The organism is Pseudoalteromonas aliena SW19 (assembly GCF_014905615.1).
GTDB lineage: Bacteria > Pseudomonadota > Gammaproteobacteria > Enterobacterales > Alteromonadaceae > Pseudoalteromonas > Pseudoalteromonas aliena.
In genome coordinates this window covers 31642-46949 of the sequence record NZ_AQGU01000028.1, presented here as the reverse complement: position 1 = coordinate 46949, position 15308 = coordinate 31642, and the positions used below count along the sequence as shown (strand labels likewise).

The 15308-nt window shown below is 39.2% G+C and carries 9 protein-coding genes; 4 read left to right on the top strand and 5 right to left on the bottom strand.

Features of this window, described 5'->3' with window-relative positions:
• The first annotated feature begins 115 nt into the window (after window positions 1-115).
• The 4 genes from PALI_RS15435 to PALI_RS15420 all read left to right on the top strand — a co-directional run bounded on the left by PALI_RS15435 (window position 116) and on the right by PALI_RS15420 (window position 7924).
• A complete protein-coding gene (locus tag PALI_RS15435) occupies window positions 116-2530 on the top strand; it encodes a TonB-dependent receptor (protein WP_193156394.1) in 2415 nt (804 codons plus the stop codon).
• Between the two features lie 32 nt (window positions 2531-2562).
• Complete coding sequence (locus tag PALI_RS15430) at window positions 2563-3960, top strand: 5-methyltetrahydrofolate--homocysteine methyltransferase (protein WP_193156393.1); 1398 nt, start codon at window positions 2563-2565, stop codon at window positions 3958-3960.
• Window positions 3961-4179: 219 nt separating this feature from the next.
• Window positions 4180-5340: an ATP-binding protein gene (locus PALI_RS15425; protein ID WP_008136043.1), complete on the top strand. Its 1161-nt coding sequence runs from the start codon at window positions 4180-4182 to the stop codon at window positions 5338-5340.
• Complete coding sequence (locus PALI_RS15420) at window positions 5327-7924, top strand: tetratricopeptide repeat protein (RefSeq protein WP_193156392.1); 2598 nt, start codon at window positions 5327-5329, stop codon at window positions 7922-7924. The genes PALI_RS15425 and PALI_RS15420 overlap by 14 nt, the downstream gene beginning before the upstream one ends.
• Before the next feature lie 81 nt (window positions 7925-8005).
• On the opposite strand, the gene PALI_RS15415 is transcribed toward PALI_RS15420, so the two are convergent.
• From PALI_RS15415 to PALI_RS15395, 5 genes are all read right to left on the bottom strand, one after another.
• Window positions 8006-9307 (bottom strand): DEAD/DEAH box helicase, encoded by a 1302-nt coding sequence (locus PALI_RS15415; RefSeq protein WP_193156391.1) that lies wholly within the window; start codon window positions 9305-9307, stop codon window positions 8006-8008.
• 153 nt (window positions 9308-9460) lie between these two features.
• On the bottom strand, window positions 9461-11281 hold the full coding sequence (gene glmS / locus PALI_RS15410) for a glutamine--fructose-6-phosphate transaminase (isomerizing) (protein WP_193156390.1): 1821 nt from the start codon (window positions 11279-11281) through the stop codon (window positions 9461-9463).
• Window positions 11282-11321: 40 nt separating this feature from the next.
• Window positions 11322-12086: a DeoR/GlpR family DNA-binding transcription regulator gene (locus tag PALI_RS15405; RefSeq protein ID WP_138585210.1), complete on the bottom strand. Its 765-nt coding sequence runs from the start codon at window positions 12084-12086 to the stop codon at window positions 11322-11324.
• Window positions 12087-12200: 114 nt separating this feature from the next.
• A complete protein-coding gene (locus PALI_RS15400) occupies window positions 12201-12851 on the bottom strand; it encodes a helix-turn-helix transcriptional regulator (RefSeq protein ID WP_077536481.1) in 651 nt (216 codons plus the stop codon).
• A 302-nt stretch (window positions 12852-13153) separates the two neighbouring features.
• Window positions 13154-15199: a winged helix-turn-helix domain-containing protein gene (locus tag PALI_RS15395; protein ID WP_193156389.1), complete on the bottom strand. Its 2046-nt coding sequence runs from the start codon at window positions 15197-15199 to the stop codon at window positions 13154-13156.
• Between the last annotated feature and the right edge of the window lie 109 nt (window positions 15200-15308).

Genomic DNA, 15308 nt, shown 5'->3' with positions numbered 1-15308 from the left:
CTGCAAAAAATTTCACTTTTAAATAAGCCTTTAAACCACAACCGTTAATTACACTTGCTACATTATAACATTTAAAGCACAATTGATACATTATAACATATCACAAGAGGCAAGAATGAAACGAAAATCTCAATTAGCTGTGTTGATAGCAGCTTTATTACCCGCAAGTGTGCTTGCAAAATCCATTGAAGGCGTTGTGCTAAACAAGCAAGGTAAAGCTGTTAGTAACGCAACCATAGAAGTTGAAGGATCAGACATAAAAGTTATAGCGGATGTAAACGGCAAGTTTGTAATAACGGGTTTAAAAGGCGGTTTAAAAGAACTTCACGTTGTTGCCCCAGGTTATGCCCATCTTCATCGCGATATCACGCTCAATACCAGTGATAGCCAATCGGTTGCTTTTAATTTAGAGCGCTCACCAATTGAAGTTATTGACATTGAAGCAACCCCAATTCATATGTCAGCAATGGAATCAGCCTCTCCGGTGAGTGTTTTATCAGGTGAGAAATTAAGACGCGAACAAGCCGCAACACTCGGTGATAGCTTGGAAAGACTGCCAGGTGTTAATACTAATTTTCACGCCAAAGTCGCCAGTACTCCAATTATTCGTGGCTTAAGTGGACCTCGTGTACTGATCGCTCAAAATGGCCTTGATGTAAGTGATGTTTCGCGCGTTGGTCCCGATCACTCGGTAGCATCGGAGGCTTCTACCGCACAACAAATAGAGGTATTACGCGGCCCTGCAACGTTATTTTACGGCAGTGGTGCAATTGGCGGGGTAGTCAATGTGGTAGATAATCGCGTACCAACCGACAGTACAACTCGTGGTGAATGGAATGTAGAGCACAACTCGGTTGATGACCAAACCGTTGCTTCTTTTAATGCGACCACAGGCACTGATTCGTTTGCTTTTTATGCTGATGCATTTTGGCGAGAAGCGAATGACTATGAAATACCCGTCGCGGCTGAATTAGCACATGACGATCATGACCATGCAGAACACCATAGTGATTATGTTGTAAAAAACAGCAACGAAGAGTCTGACGGCTTTACTGTTGGCGCCAGCTATTTATTCGATCAAGGCTTTATTGGTTTAGCCATCGAGCAATTTAATCGTCAATACGGCATTCCGGGTCACTCTCACGGTGGTGAAGACGAGCACAGTGATGAAGAAGAAAGCGTATTTGCCGATTTAGAACAAACTAAAGTGCAACTATTAGGTGAATACAACCTAGATAGTAAATGGCTTAATAAAATCAACCTACGTGCAGGTTTTACAGATTACGAGCACGCAGAAATTGAACACGGCTCAGTTGGCACCACATTTAAAAATGAAACCAACGAATTACGCGTAGACATTCTGCATAGTCAATTTAATGAGTGGAATGGCGGCATTAGCTTTCATTACAAACAAAGTGATGTTGAAGCACAAGGCTCAGAAGCGTTTACCCCTCCTTCACAAACACAAAGCTATGCCATTGCACTAATGGAAGAAAGACACTTTGGTGATTTTTTAGTGCAATTAGGTGGCCGCGCCGAACGCGTAACTATCGATGCAGATAACGTATTACTACCTAGTATTGATGCCCACGCGCACGATGACGTAGGTGGACATGACGACCATGATCACGGCCATGATGAACACAGCAACGCAACTCGCGTATTTGACGCAAAGCATGAATTTACCCCTGTTAGTTTATCTGCTGGCGTAGTCTGGGACTTTGCTCCTAGCTATAATTTAGGCTTGTCATTGTCGCGTTCAGAGCGTGCGCCATCAGCCTCTGAGTTATTGTCGTTCGGCCCTCATATTGGTACTGCAACCTATGAAGTCGGCGCATTGTTTGATATTCATGAAGACGGCCATTTAGGCTTATCTGATCACACCATTGATTTAGAAACCGCCAATAATATTGACTTAACCTTTCGTAAAACCCAAGGCGATATAGGCTTCATTTTTAATGCCTTCTATAACCAAGTAGACAACTATTATTATCAAGTTGAAACAGGCTTATACGCTGAAAGTGTCCACGACCACGAGGATGACCATGATCACGGTGACGAGCATGATCATTCATCTGAATTACCTGTTTATTTATTTAAGACGGACGATGTAACTTTACACGGTTTTGAAGCGCAAGTTGCATGGCAGTTAACCGACGAGTTCAAGCTTGAGCTATTTTCAGATTACGTGCGCGCTCGCCTTGACTCAGGTGGCAATCTACCGCGTACGCCACCACTGCGCTTCGGTACAGAGTTTAGCTACCAAACCGAAAAACTCAGTGCTCACATTCATGCCACTCGCTACCAAGAGCAAGACCGTACCGCTCCTGAAGAAACAGCTACCGATGGTTACACCTTGGTCAATGCCAGTATTTCTTATGATTTATCGGTACTCAATCAAGACCTTTCTTTGTACCTACGAGGCACAAATTTAACGAACACAGAAGCCCGTGTGCATAGCTCATTCTTAAAGAATATTGCGCCACGCCCAGGCCGCAGCTTTGCATTAGGCATTCGTGGCTATTTCTAAGCCATAAAAATTATAAATTAAAGGAAAACAACATGACCAAACTATTCAAACTAAAACTTATTGCACTTGCAATTAGCAGTACATTAATTACAGCCTGCGGCGATGCAGAAACCAACATTGTTGAAAAAGATCCCATTGCAGTGCCTGATGACGGCCATGATCACGGTGATGGTGGCGACCACGGCGACGGCTATACAATCGACTCATTAGGAAGACTCGCTGTACTTGCCGCTGATAGCAACGCAGCCAGCTTTTTTGACTTAGACGACAATAAACTGCTTGAAACATTCACCCTAACACATGATTCAAATACGCTGTCAGTGTCTCCTGATTTTCGTTATGCACTTATTGCAAGTCGCAGCCAAGATTACCTTGGCTTTATTGATGGTGGCTTATGGCGTGAAGATCACGGTGCACACCTACATGACTACGAACAAAGCCCTGTACTTAGCAGTTATGAACTAACCAGCGGCAGCCGCCCTACCCACCTCGTTAATCACGATGGTAAGTTAGCCATATTTTATGATGGTGATGCAGACTCAGGCACAACCGCCTCAGTAGCGGTGCTAACCGACAACGATATTACAAACGCAACAGCGGCATTACCAAGCATTAGCTACAATATAAATATGCACGGTGTGGCAGAGCCACGCGGCGAGCACGTATTATCAACAATTCGTCGCGATGATGCACAGAGTACATCAAACGCTAAGATCCTGCCTGATCAAGTCGGTGTTTATCATTTTCACGATGGCGAATACGAACTAGAGCAAACACTTGAGCTTACTTGCCCTGATTTACACGGTGCAGCACAAAACCACGACACCATCGCATTTGGTTGTAGTGACGGCGTGCTATTAGCGCATCAACATAATGACGAGTACGAAGCTGTAAAAGTGGCCAACATTGATGCTGTAGGCGATCTACGAATTGGTCGATTATACGGCCACGAAAAAAGCGATACCTTTATTGGTATAGCTTCGGGTCATGGCGGCGGCGCTGCTGTACTGTTAAGTATCAACCCAAGCGACGCTGAAATGGAAGCGTTAGAATGGCAACTAGCCGATGGCGCAAGTGCAGTATCTTATTCGTTTTCAGCCAACGGCGAGCACTTTTTAGTACTAGACAGCCTAGGCTTTTTAAACGTACTTAAAGCACATGCGCACGACGGTCACACGCACTGGGAACTAGCAGGTCAAGTTGATATCACTGAACAAGACGTAAAAACCATGCCTGAAGGCATGAGTTTTAGTATGACAGTAGCGCAAAATGGTCACTTTGCTTATGTTGCAGACCCAATTGCTCAACACGTTGTACAGGTGCACTTAGAAGACCTAGAAGTGGAAGGTGAACTAGAACTTACATTCCCACCAGCGGCTATCACTTGGTTAGGTATAGCACAAGAAGAAGAGCACGCTCACGAACACTAGATTTATAGTGTATTGACCAGTTAGAGTTTTGGGCTAAAGCCACAAAATGACAAAACCCGTAATTAGATTTCTAATCACGGGTTTTTTATATCTACTCAAATATACGTTTAAAAACGATTCCTCTAATTTAAAAAATAACAAATTATAATTTGCCATAACGTTTGACAAAAAATAATTTGCCAACTAATCTAACAAAATATAATTTGTCAGGAGGTGCGTATGAAAAACATTGTTGGTCAGGCTGCGAGAAGTGCGAACTTTTGGGATAGACCCTATGAACTAGAGGACATATGGGAAGCAATAGACAACGGTAGCCATATTCTCCTTTGCGCCCCTCGCCGTGTAGGTAAAACATCAATAATGTATAAAATAGTTGATGAACCTAAAGCAAATTATATCCCCATTTATATTGATACAGAGTCTGCTGATTCCGAGGCAGAATTTTGGTCAAAAGTTTTTAATGCACTAATGGAAGAAGACTTCATTGCCAGCCTGAAAACAAAAACTAAAAACTTCTGGGATAAAATTAAAAGCATAAAAATAGCTTCAATAACGATGGACGGCGTTGAGTTTGGTGATGGCAAAATGCTAGATCACAAGCAGGCTTTTCACAGATTAATTAAAGATTTAGATCATGATAAAAAGCTCATTATTATGATTGATGAGTTTGCTCAAACCATTGAAAACATAATAAAGTACGAAGAACCTAAAAACGCAATAAGCCTACTCAAAGCCCATAGAGAGTTAAGGCAAGATCAAAAGTTTTCACAAAAAGTGACTTTTATCTACGCAGGTTCAATAGGTCTAGAAAGCGTAGTATCCAAAATTGACGCTATTAAACACATCAACGATTTAAACAATATAAAAGTCCCGCCTTTAACTCCCCCCGAAGCAGAGAAGTTTACAATAGCACTGTTTCAAAGTGCAGAGATTAAAATCAATCAAACAGATATTGATTATTTACTTACAACCATACACTGGCTGATCCCGTTTTATATCCAACTCATTACGCAAGAAATTAAAAAAATATACCGCAGAGAGCAAAAACTTGACCAAACTGTTATTGATCAAGCAATTCATAATGCACTAGATAATCGCAATCACTTTGAGAGCTGGCAAAGTAAACTAAAAACCGCATTAGGTAAAAATGAGTATTTATTTAGTAAAGAAGTACTGAACGCTATCTCGAACCAAAAAGAGACTAACTTGCTCGATATCATGAATATTGCCAGTAAACATAACTTAGACGGCAATGAAGCAAAAGATTGCCTGCACTCATTAATATACGATGGCTACATTAACAACAACGACAACAATAAAACCTATCAATTTAACTCTCCGATCTTAAGAATGTGGTGGAACAAAAATGTCGCAAACTAATTACTCACGCTATAAATACACGCCTGATGAAATTGATGAAACAGAATTTTTAGCTAAGTTTGTTGTGCGAAATCATGATTTTGACGACATTTTTGATGACATTAAAAACAGTGATTACACAGTTCCTAGCCAACACTTTATAATTGTCGGCCAGCGAGGTCAGGGTAAAACAACCCTATTAAGAAAAATAAAACTCGCAGCTCAAGCTGAGCCAACGCTAGCTGATCTTTTAATCCCTATAAAATTCTCAGAAGAACAATATCAAATTCGTTCGCTCAGTCGCTTATGGGAAGAAATTGCTGATTACTTACAATGCACAGCTGAAGATGACTTTGCTACCATACATGATGATATGGAAAGCCATTTTGACGATGCCGATTACGAACTAAAAAGCTTTTCATACTTAGAAAAAGCAGTAAAAGCGAAAAATAAAAAACTATTACTGTTGATAGACAACATTGACGAGCTACTAGGCAAACTAAAAGAAAAAGAGCAACGCAGACTCAGAGAAATTCTCCTCACATCGCCAACTCTCAAAATCATTGGCGGTTCAACAAAAATGCTCGAGCAGCATTTTGACTACGGAAAACCGTTTTACGAATTTTTCAAAATTATTAAACTTACCGGTTTAAACAAGCAGGAGTGTTTTGATTTTCTTGCCAGTATGGGCGATGAACAACAAAAGAAAAAAATAGCTCACATCATTAAAAGTACCCCCGAGCGCATCGAAACTTTACGCCGCTTAACCGGTGGTGTACCAAGAACAATGGTGATGCTATTTGATATTTTTGTAGATGATGGCGGCAATGCATTTGATGACTTATTAAAAATACTCGATGATGCGACCCCTTTATATAAGCACCGTATGGACGACCTACCTGATACTTTGCAAGATATAACGCACACTATAGCGATGAATTGGGATGGCATCAGCACTAAAGAAATTGCAAAGAAAACTCGATTAGAAAGTAAAACTGTATCGGCCCAGCTTAAGCAATTAGAAACTAAATACGGCATCGTAGAATCGATTTCCATTGGTAAAAATAAAATTTATAAAATTGAAGAACGCTTTTTTAATATTTGGTATTTAATGCGCTTTGGCCGTAAAAAAGATCGTCAAAAAGTCGAGTGGTTAGTTAACTTTTTAACATCCTGGTGCAACCCTGCGGATCTTGAACGTAGAGCTAAAGATTTTATGTCCGCAATTCGTGGCGGTACAATACAAGAGTCTTGCGCTTACCACATGTGTGAAGCGCTCAGCTACGCTGGCTTAGATATAAACACTGAGCATGAAATGAAGGAAAGCACCAAAGCCTATTTAACCTCAAAAAACTCTCGTTTTGTAAATGACCTTTCAGCGTCAGATAGAGAAATTATAACAGAAGCCCTTCAATTAGCTGATGAAAATGAGATTGATGTAGCAATAAGACTACTCATTAATTCACAAAAAAATAGCGCTAAAATTTTATTTTGCATAGGTCTTCTGTACCGCACAAACGAAAGCTTTGAAGAGGCCGAATACTATTTTTTACAGTCACTCAAACGCGGAGGTAGTGATGCACTTCTTAGTTTAGGGATGCTGTACCATGAGGGAAAGTGTTTTAAAGAGGCTGAAAAGTACTACCTTAAAGCTGCTGAAAGTGAGGTAACTAAATCATTTATCCATTTAGGCCACTTATATTACGACCAAAACCAGATCGCTAAAGCTGAAACTTATTATTTAAAAGCCAGTGATAGTAGTGACAATAACGCACTATTCTATTTAGGCCACTTATACGCTAAGCAAGCTCAGTTTGAAAAGGCTGAAAATTACTATCAACTAGCAATAAAATTTGGAGATAACAATGCATTTCTAGATTTAGGGGCCCTATATTGCCAGCAAGGACTATTTGAAAAAGCAAAAGACCATTACCAAAAAGCGTATGAAAAAGGAAATTATTCCGCCTTAATTAACTTAGGCAATGTATATTTCGAACAAGACCAATTTAATATAGCTGAGAGTTACTATTTAAAGGCACTCAAAAATAATGACAACAGAGCATTACTTAACCTTGGTCAGATATATTATATTCAAGGATTATTTGATAAATCTGAAAGCTATTACTTAAAAGCCATTAATGCAGGTATATCTAGTGCTCAGGAATGTTTAGTTTGGCTATACTTCGAACAAAATCATGATTTAAGTAAGGCATTACAATTAGTTAGAACTGATTATGAACAGGACCCTAACTTTTCTAATACTTACGCCTACGCCGTTATTTTGCTTTGGACTGAACATTTATCACAAAGCGGTAAGTTATTTTTACAATGGTTAAATATGGATGGCGAACACAATGATTATGACATTACGCTCTACTTAACCTTGCTTATGGCCAAAAAACAACTTTATAAAACGAAAGAGCTTGTAGAGCTGCCTGAACACGCCTTAAAAGATAAATGCAAACCTGTTTGGTATGCCTTAATGACATTGATGCAGGATGAATTCCCCTATGAACTCACTAAAATGGGTGGTGAGTTACAAGAAAGTGTTGATGAGATTTTACAGCAAGTGGCTAAGTTTGAGGAAAAATACGCTCTGGATTAAGTATTGTTCTTAGTTATACAATCTCAATGAAAAAGACGCCGACGCGTCTTTTTCGTTTTATATCGCCATTAAAAAGTAGTTCTACTTACGGCGCCAGCCGCTCCATACATCATCTATATCATCGGTTTTATTTTTGTTCTTTTTCTTACCTGTGCCTTCAGGTTTTGCCATTGGCTTATCATTTTTAAGCGCCTGTGCTGCATCAAGGTTGGCTTGGTTTACGGCAAAGCCTGTAACCTCTTCGCGCTCTAAACGTAGTTTGTTTTTCTTCTCGATGATTCTAAAGTGATGAAAGTCTTCGTAATCAATTAGTGATAACGCTAAACCTACTTCACCAGCACGGCCGCTTCGGCCAATACGGTGCATATAATCAGCAGGACTACGTGGTAGATTAAAGTTTATTACCACTGGCAGCTTTTCAATATCTAAACCACGAGCTGCAATATCGGTTGCAATAAGTACTTCTATTTCACCTGCTTTAAATTTTTCTATTACACGAGTGCGCTCACTTTGGCCTTTATCGCCGTGGAAAACTTGTGCATTAACACCGCGTTTTTCAAGTTTGCTGGCTAAGTGCTCACAATCTTTTTTAGCGTTCACAAAAATCAGCGCTTGGCGCCATTTATGGGTTTTAATTAAATGCGCTAAAACCGTGGTTTTTTCACCTTTGTTAACACTAAACACGCGCTGTACAAGTGTACTTTCTTCTTTGTTTTGTACTTGTATTTCAACTGGATTATTAAGCAGCTCCTGCGTTAGTAACGTAACTTGCTCAGGGAAAGTAGCTGAAAACAACATAGTTTGTTTTTTAGCGGGCATAAGAGCCAACAAATTAGCCAGCTCTTCGGTAAAGCCAAGGCTTAGCATACGGTCGGCTTCATCAAGCACAAGCGTAGTTACATTATCGAGCTTAATCGCATTGCTTGAGATTAAATCGAGTAAACGACCAGGTGTTGCCACAATAATATCAGCGCCACCACGCAGTGCCTGCATTTGTGTATTAACCGACACACCACCAAACACAGCCACCGTTTTAATTGCGCCATTAAAATTTGCAGAATACGACTTAACACTATCGGCCACTTGCGTAGCAAGCTCACGCGTAGGCACTAAAATAAGCCCTGTTACAAAGTTACCTTTGCTCTCAGCATTTTTACCGCCTTGCTCTAGGAAAGCCTTTTGCAACATAGGTAATGCAAACGTTGCTGTTTTACCCGAGCCCGTATTTGCCCCTGCAATTAGGTCACTGCCCGCAAGCACACTAGGTATAGCCTTAGCTTGAATAGGTGTAGGCTGGGTATATTCCAAATCGGTTAAACGAGCTAATAGCTCTGGAATAAGGCCAAGTTCGGAAAAAGTGCTAGGGCTTGTGGCTGAGGTCATATTTATTACGGGCTTATTGCTAAAAAAGTAGCCTGCAATTTTAGCGTATTTAGCGCTTATTAAGTAGGGGTTAGTGGCTTTAATAGTATTTAGTTACACGTAATAAAAAAGACGCTTTCGCGTCTTTTATGACTTTATAGCACTAACTCTTTGTTATTCAACAGTAACTGATTTAGCTAGGTTACGTGGTTGATCAACGTCTGTGCCTTTAATTACCGCTACGTAGTACGACAGTAACTGTAATGGCAGTGTGTAAACAATTGGCGCAATAATGTCGTCAGTGTGGTTTACGTTGATTACACGCATTGTGTCGTCTGATGCAAAAGCTGAATCTTTATCTGCGAATACGTAAATAATGCCGCCACGTGCGCGTACTTCTTCTACGTTTGATTTAAGTTTTTCTAATAGCTCATTGTTTGGTGCTACAACAATAATTGGCATGTCGGCATCAATAAGCGCGAGTGGCCCATGTTTTAGCTCGCCCGCTGCGTAAGCTTCTGCGTGAATGTAAGAAATCTCTTTAAGTTTAAGCGCGCCTTCCATCGCGATTGGGTATTGCGAGCCACGACCTAAAAACAGTGAGTGGTGCTTGTCGGCAAACTCTTCTGCAAGATCTGCAATGCCATCAGCAAGCAATAATGTTTCTTCAAGCTTAGCGGGGAGTACTTTAATTGCATTTACAATTGCGCTTTGATCAAGACCTTTTTCTTGCGCGATAGACGCTGTAAGCATTAACAAACCAACTAATTGCGTAGTAAACGCTTTAGTCGATGCAACGCCAATTTCAGCGCCGGCTTTGGTCATAAAGGCGAGGTCTGATTCGCGTACAAGCGATGAGCCAGGTACGTTACAAATGGTCATTGAGGCCATGTAACCTTGCTCTTTAGCTAGGCGTAATGCAGCTAGCGTATCGGCTGTTTCACCCGATTGAGAAATAGTAACTAGTAGGCTGTTTTCATGTACAAACGACTGGCGGTATCTAAATTCAGAAGCTATTTCTACATTACAGCTAACACCTGCAAATTGCTCAAGCCAGTAACGTGCAACCATACCTGAATGGTAAGACGTACCACAGGCAATAATTTGCACATGTTTTACATCTTTAAATATTTGCTGAGCGCTGTCGCCAAAGGCATCAATTGCTACGCGGTCGTCGTTTAAACGTCCTTCAAGGGTATTACGTACAGCAAGTGGCTGCTCGTAAATTTCTTTTAGCATGTAGTGGCGGTAATCGCCTTTGCCTGATGCATCTTGCGTAATGTTTGATTCAATCACTTCACGCTCAACGGCGTTACCGTCTGCATCAAAAATTTCTACTGTGTCACGTGTAATACGCGCTACATCGCCTTCTTCTAAAAAGATGAAGCTGCGAGTAACAGGTAATAATGCAAGTTGGTCAGAGGCAATAAAGTTTTCACCAAGGCCTAAACCAATAACAAGTGGGCTGCCTGAGCGCGCTACAATAATTTCGTTGTCGTTGTCTTTATCAAATACAACGGTACCAAAAGCGCCTTCAAACTGTTTTACAGCAGCTTGAACAGAGGCTAACAATGTAGTGTGTTGTTGGCGTAATTGATGAATTAAATGCACCATAACTTCGGTATCGGTGTCTGATAAAAATTCATAGCCGTCACCTTTAAGCGCAGCACGTAAGCTTGCATGGTTTTCAATAATACCATTGTGGACAAGTGCAAGCTGGCTATTTGAAACATGTGGATGTGCATTGGCTTCTGTTACGCTACCGTGTGTTGCCCAGCGAGTGTGTGCAATACCTGTATGACCGCTAACACCGGCTTGTTCAAGAGCTGCTTCTACGTTAACTACTTTACCGACTGCTTTTACGGTATTAAGTGTGTTGCCATCAAGCAAGGCTACGCCTGCTGAGTCGTAACCACGGTATTCAAGGCGTTTAAGGCCTTCAACTAAGATTTTATTTACTGGACGTTCTGCAACTGCCCCAACTATTCCACACATAGTGTCTCCTTTAATTTTTTAAATACTTGCTACTAAGTAGCTATTGTATAATCTCTGCGCAAATTAGTTTTACACCACACGCCTCAATTGCTTTGCGTTTATCGTCAGCTAAGCCATTGTCGGTTATTAATGTGGTTACTATTTTCCACGGTAATTCTAAATTTGGTATTTTTCGGCCAATCTTGTCGGATTCAACCATTACGATTACTTCACGTGCCGCTTTTGCCATTACTTGGCTTAAACCCACCAGCTCATTAAAAGTGGTTGTGCCACGTTTTACATCTATGCCATCAGCACCAATAAATAGCTGATCGAAGTCGTAAGAGCATAATACATTTTCGGCAACTTGCCCCTGAAATGACTCAGAATGCGGGTCCCATGTTCCACCGGTCATCAAAAGTGTTGGTTCGTTTTCGAGTGCTAACAAACGACTAGCCACTTTAATAGCATTTGTCATAACAACGAGCCCACGCTTATTTGCAAGCTCGGGGATCATCGCAGCAGTAGTGCGTCCGCTATCTATAATAATGCGGTTATGATCTTTTATAAGTGTTGCTGCAGCTTTTGCTATAGCCACTTTGCGCTTTGAGTCTATTTCATCGCTAACAATCTCTTTAGGTAATGCAATAGCACCACCGTAGCGGCGAAGTAATAAGCCACTTTTTTCAAGCGCGGTTAAATCTTTTCGAATGGTTACTTCGGAGGTTTGAAACTGCTGTGCTAACTTTTCAACCACGACTTCTCCTAGCTCATTAACCTGAACCAAGATATTGTGACGACGTTGTTGTGTGTTTCGTTTAGTCATAAATTAAGTTTCGTTTCGAAAGTTATTAGATTTTAAACGAAACTATTCAAATGGCAAGATGTAGATCAAAAAAAGCGCAAAATGCGCTTTTGGTTACTTAGGGGAATTTATATATTATGTAAGTAACTGTCCACTTAAAATACATTTAACAATTGCATGTTGTCGATTTGTGCTGTTTGTTTTTCTAATGCAATTTGTTAGGTGAAAATCAACGGTTCTTTGACTAATACTTAAAATCTGACTTATTTCCCATGATGTTTTCCCCATAGAAGCCCACTGAATGCACTCTTTTTCTCTTCGCGTTATCTTAACGGTATTGCGACTAGATACTCGTCTATACGCCTCAAATATTTCTACTAAAAATATTCGCCAATAGTCACCCATAACTTGAATGTTATGCGATTCAGCACTCAAATTTGGTAGTTCGATCACTAAACAGGCAAACTTGTTATTGTGTAAGCTTATTGGAATAATAAGTGTAGACTCGCAACCCCTGCTGAGTTGGCTAAGCTGAATCGTTTTTACTTCATTGACGCAATAACGAACCAATTCACTATTAGACTTAATATTACCCAAAAAAACATCATTAAAATTACCAAAATGGCTCACATCAAATTGAAATAAATCAGAGAGTTCAAAAATAACAAAACCCATTTGAACATAGTTATAAGTATTCTTTATATCTAAAAAAAATTTATTAAAACTACTTACCGAATTTATTAGACGAATTCGAGTGTGAAGCTCATTTATGTTAACCATGGCCATAACTCATCTAAGATTCTTTTCTGCACAATATAGGATATATTACACAATTAGAGCTAGGTGAATCATTATCACTAAGTTGTAGGGTGTCATCACCTGCACTTACACCATCTATACTTGCTAGTATTAAAAGAGTAGAAATGGCTGTAAAGATTAAAGATTTCACATAAAAATTTTTCATAGTAGACCCTTATTAGGTAGTTGCTTAGTTGTTGTATGCCTCACATCGAATTTGAGCTAAAAAAGGCAACATATCAATAACAAACTAAAAACCTTTTCATAACCTAACAAATCACAAGCGTAACTCACTGAATTTTAATGGAAATTATTTCACTGTATTTATCTCCCAAACTACCAACTACAACTGAGTTATTTACTTTGTCGACATGAAATTTTGGTCTAATCACACTAAAGTCAAAAGTTTTAGAGCTTAGGCTAGAGCCATCAACATCATCCATATCAATTTCATAGAATGTCGTACTTATTAAGTTATGGCCGCTCCAGAAAACTTTACCGTTCAAGAGAGCCCAATTAGTGTTTTTTTCTTTCGACACACTTATCTGCAGTGGAACTATAGCTTTTAGATTCACATCAAAACGATACAATTGGCCTGTATTATCACCTAATATATAGTCGCCTTTAAATTGTCTGACGAAACGAAACCCCTCAAAAATGATAGATTTAGTCTTTTCTTTAATAAAATATTCAAAAACTAACCAGTCGCCATTACTCTTTCTACTGTATAAAATAGAGCCTTCATCGTCTGAGAAAGTAACGTCACCTATTATTTCATCTACTTTAGATATATAGGTTAAGTTATTATTAAAGGTATTTAGTATAGTAATACGACCTTGGAGTTTAAGTAGTACGTATTGTCCCGACAGAGATGGGGCTATCAATTCAAGTGACTTTTCCGTGCTTAAAAACACAACCTTTTCTTTAGGTTTTTCTTTTTGATAAAAAGCTAAATCGCTTATACCTTTAAGCTTCTCGATCATCCAAACCTTATCTCCTATTGGTTGATAATCGATAATACTACCTTGTCCTGATTGCCTTTCCTGAATCAATTCAATATTTTTAAAGTTACTTAAAGGCAATTTTTTTTCAATAATTGTATTGATTATATCGTTATCTCTAATAGCAAGTAGCATGTTTGGGCTCACCACATTAAATGAAACAACACCTTTGCTTTTATCAATTATCTTATCTAAGTGCCCTGTTTTAACATTGATTTTAGCTAGCTTCTCATCATCTAATAAAACGATATGTTCATCGTCAAGCCACTGAACACTATAAATAATATTACTCTGCTCATAATTAAAAAGAATACTTCCCGTATTTAGATCCAACACCCTTATATTATTACGCTTACTATCCATATAAACCCTGAGCACAACTAACCGACCAAAGTTTGGTGATATATCAGCCCGGCTATCATGAGCCCCTTTTTGAGCGACTGAAGTAACCTCTTCAATTAAACCAGAATCTGCATTGAATCTATAAATAAGCATTGCACTTTGGAGGCTCTTTTGCCCCGAGAAATAAATAGCGCTATCTTTTATACCGATAAAAACATCGGCTATAAAAGAAAAGTGTGTGACTAAAACATCTATGTTATGTTCTTTACTTGTAAGATCTATCCGCTTTAGTGATGCTACCCCATCCAAATTATCAGAGAAGAATAAATGGCTTCCATCGTGTGAGAAAGCTAAGCCTGTAGGCAGAATTGTATTATCTACAAGTACCTTTATAGCTTGGGTTTGTTGATCCTTTATGTAAATTTGAAAGTTATTTCCACGGCTCAATTTACTTGTAAATGCGATGTATCTACCATCATTCGAAATCGCAACCGATTTCTTATTTGAGTCAACTGTGCTGATTATTTCGGTGACGCCTGAAATTTCATGGGCTTCATTTTCAACCCATAAATAAGCTAATGAAAATACGAAGGTAGTTATTATAGTAAAGTATAAAAAAGCTTTATTTTTACTAACATTATTGCTTGCTAATCTCTCTTCGTTTTCCTTATCGACAAACTCAGAAACTTTAAAAACAGGGCAGATTAATTTATATCCACGTTTGGAAAGAGATTGCAGGTATCTAGGATTTTTATGGTCATCGTTCAACACTATGCGAATTTTGCTTATAATTCGCCTAACAGCAGCATCAGAAACACAGCGGTCTTTCCATAAGTTTTCATGTAATTCATCCATTGATATATAACGCTCATGATGTTCAATAAAATACATCAATACAGCAAAAACTTTTGGCTCTAGTACAACTGACTGCTCATTTGCTTGAAGAGACATCTCTTCTGTGTTTAAACAATATTCACCAAACCTAATTAACATAAATAAAGCCGCACTTAAACCTTAACAGTCCCTTAACAAACAATATAGTAACTCACAGTAATAGCAATTGCCACAAAGTTTTAAGTAACTGATTTTTATTAAGGTTATA

What these genes read in the sequence shown, in the direction of transcription:
- PALI_RS15435 (WP_193156394.1), top strand. Translation starts at nt 116, where the DNA reads ATGAAACGAAAATCTCAATTAGCTGTGTTGATAGCAGCTTTATTACCC.
- PALI_RS15430 (WP_193156393.1), top strand. Translation starts at nt 2,563, where the DNA reads ATGACCAAACTATTCAAACTAAAACTTATTGCACTTGCAATTAGCAGT.
- PALI_RS15425 (WP_008136043.1), top strand. Translation starts at nt 4,180, where the DNA reads ATGAAAAACATTGTTGGTCAGGCTGCGAGAAGTGCGAACTTTTGGGAT.
- PALI_RS15420 (WP_193156392.1), top strand. Translation starts at nt 5,327, where the DNA reads ATGTCGCAAACTAATTACTCACGCTATAAATACACGCCTGATGAAATT.
- PALI_RS15415 (WP_193156391.1), bottom strand. Translation starts at nt 9,307, where the DNA reads ATGACCTCAGCCACAAGCCCTAGCACTTTTTCCGAACTTGGCCTTATT.
- glmS (WP_193156390.1), bottom strand. Translation starts at nt 11,281, where the DNA reads ATGTGTGGAATAGTTGGGGCAGTTGCAGAACGTCCAGTAAATAAAATC.
- PALI_RS15405 (WP_138585210.1), bottom strand. Translation starts at nt 12,086, where the DNA reads ATGACTAAACGAAACACACAACAACGTCGTCACAATATCTTGGTTCAG.
- PALI_RS15400 (WP_077536481.1), bottom strand. Translation starts at nt 12,851, where the DNA reads ATGGCCATGGTTAACATAAATGAGCTTCACACTCGAATTCGTCTAATA.
- PALI_RS15395 (WP_193156389.1), bottom strand. Translation starts at nt 15,199, where the DNA reads ATGTTAATTAGGTTTGGTGAATATTGTTTAAACACAGAAGAGATGTCT.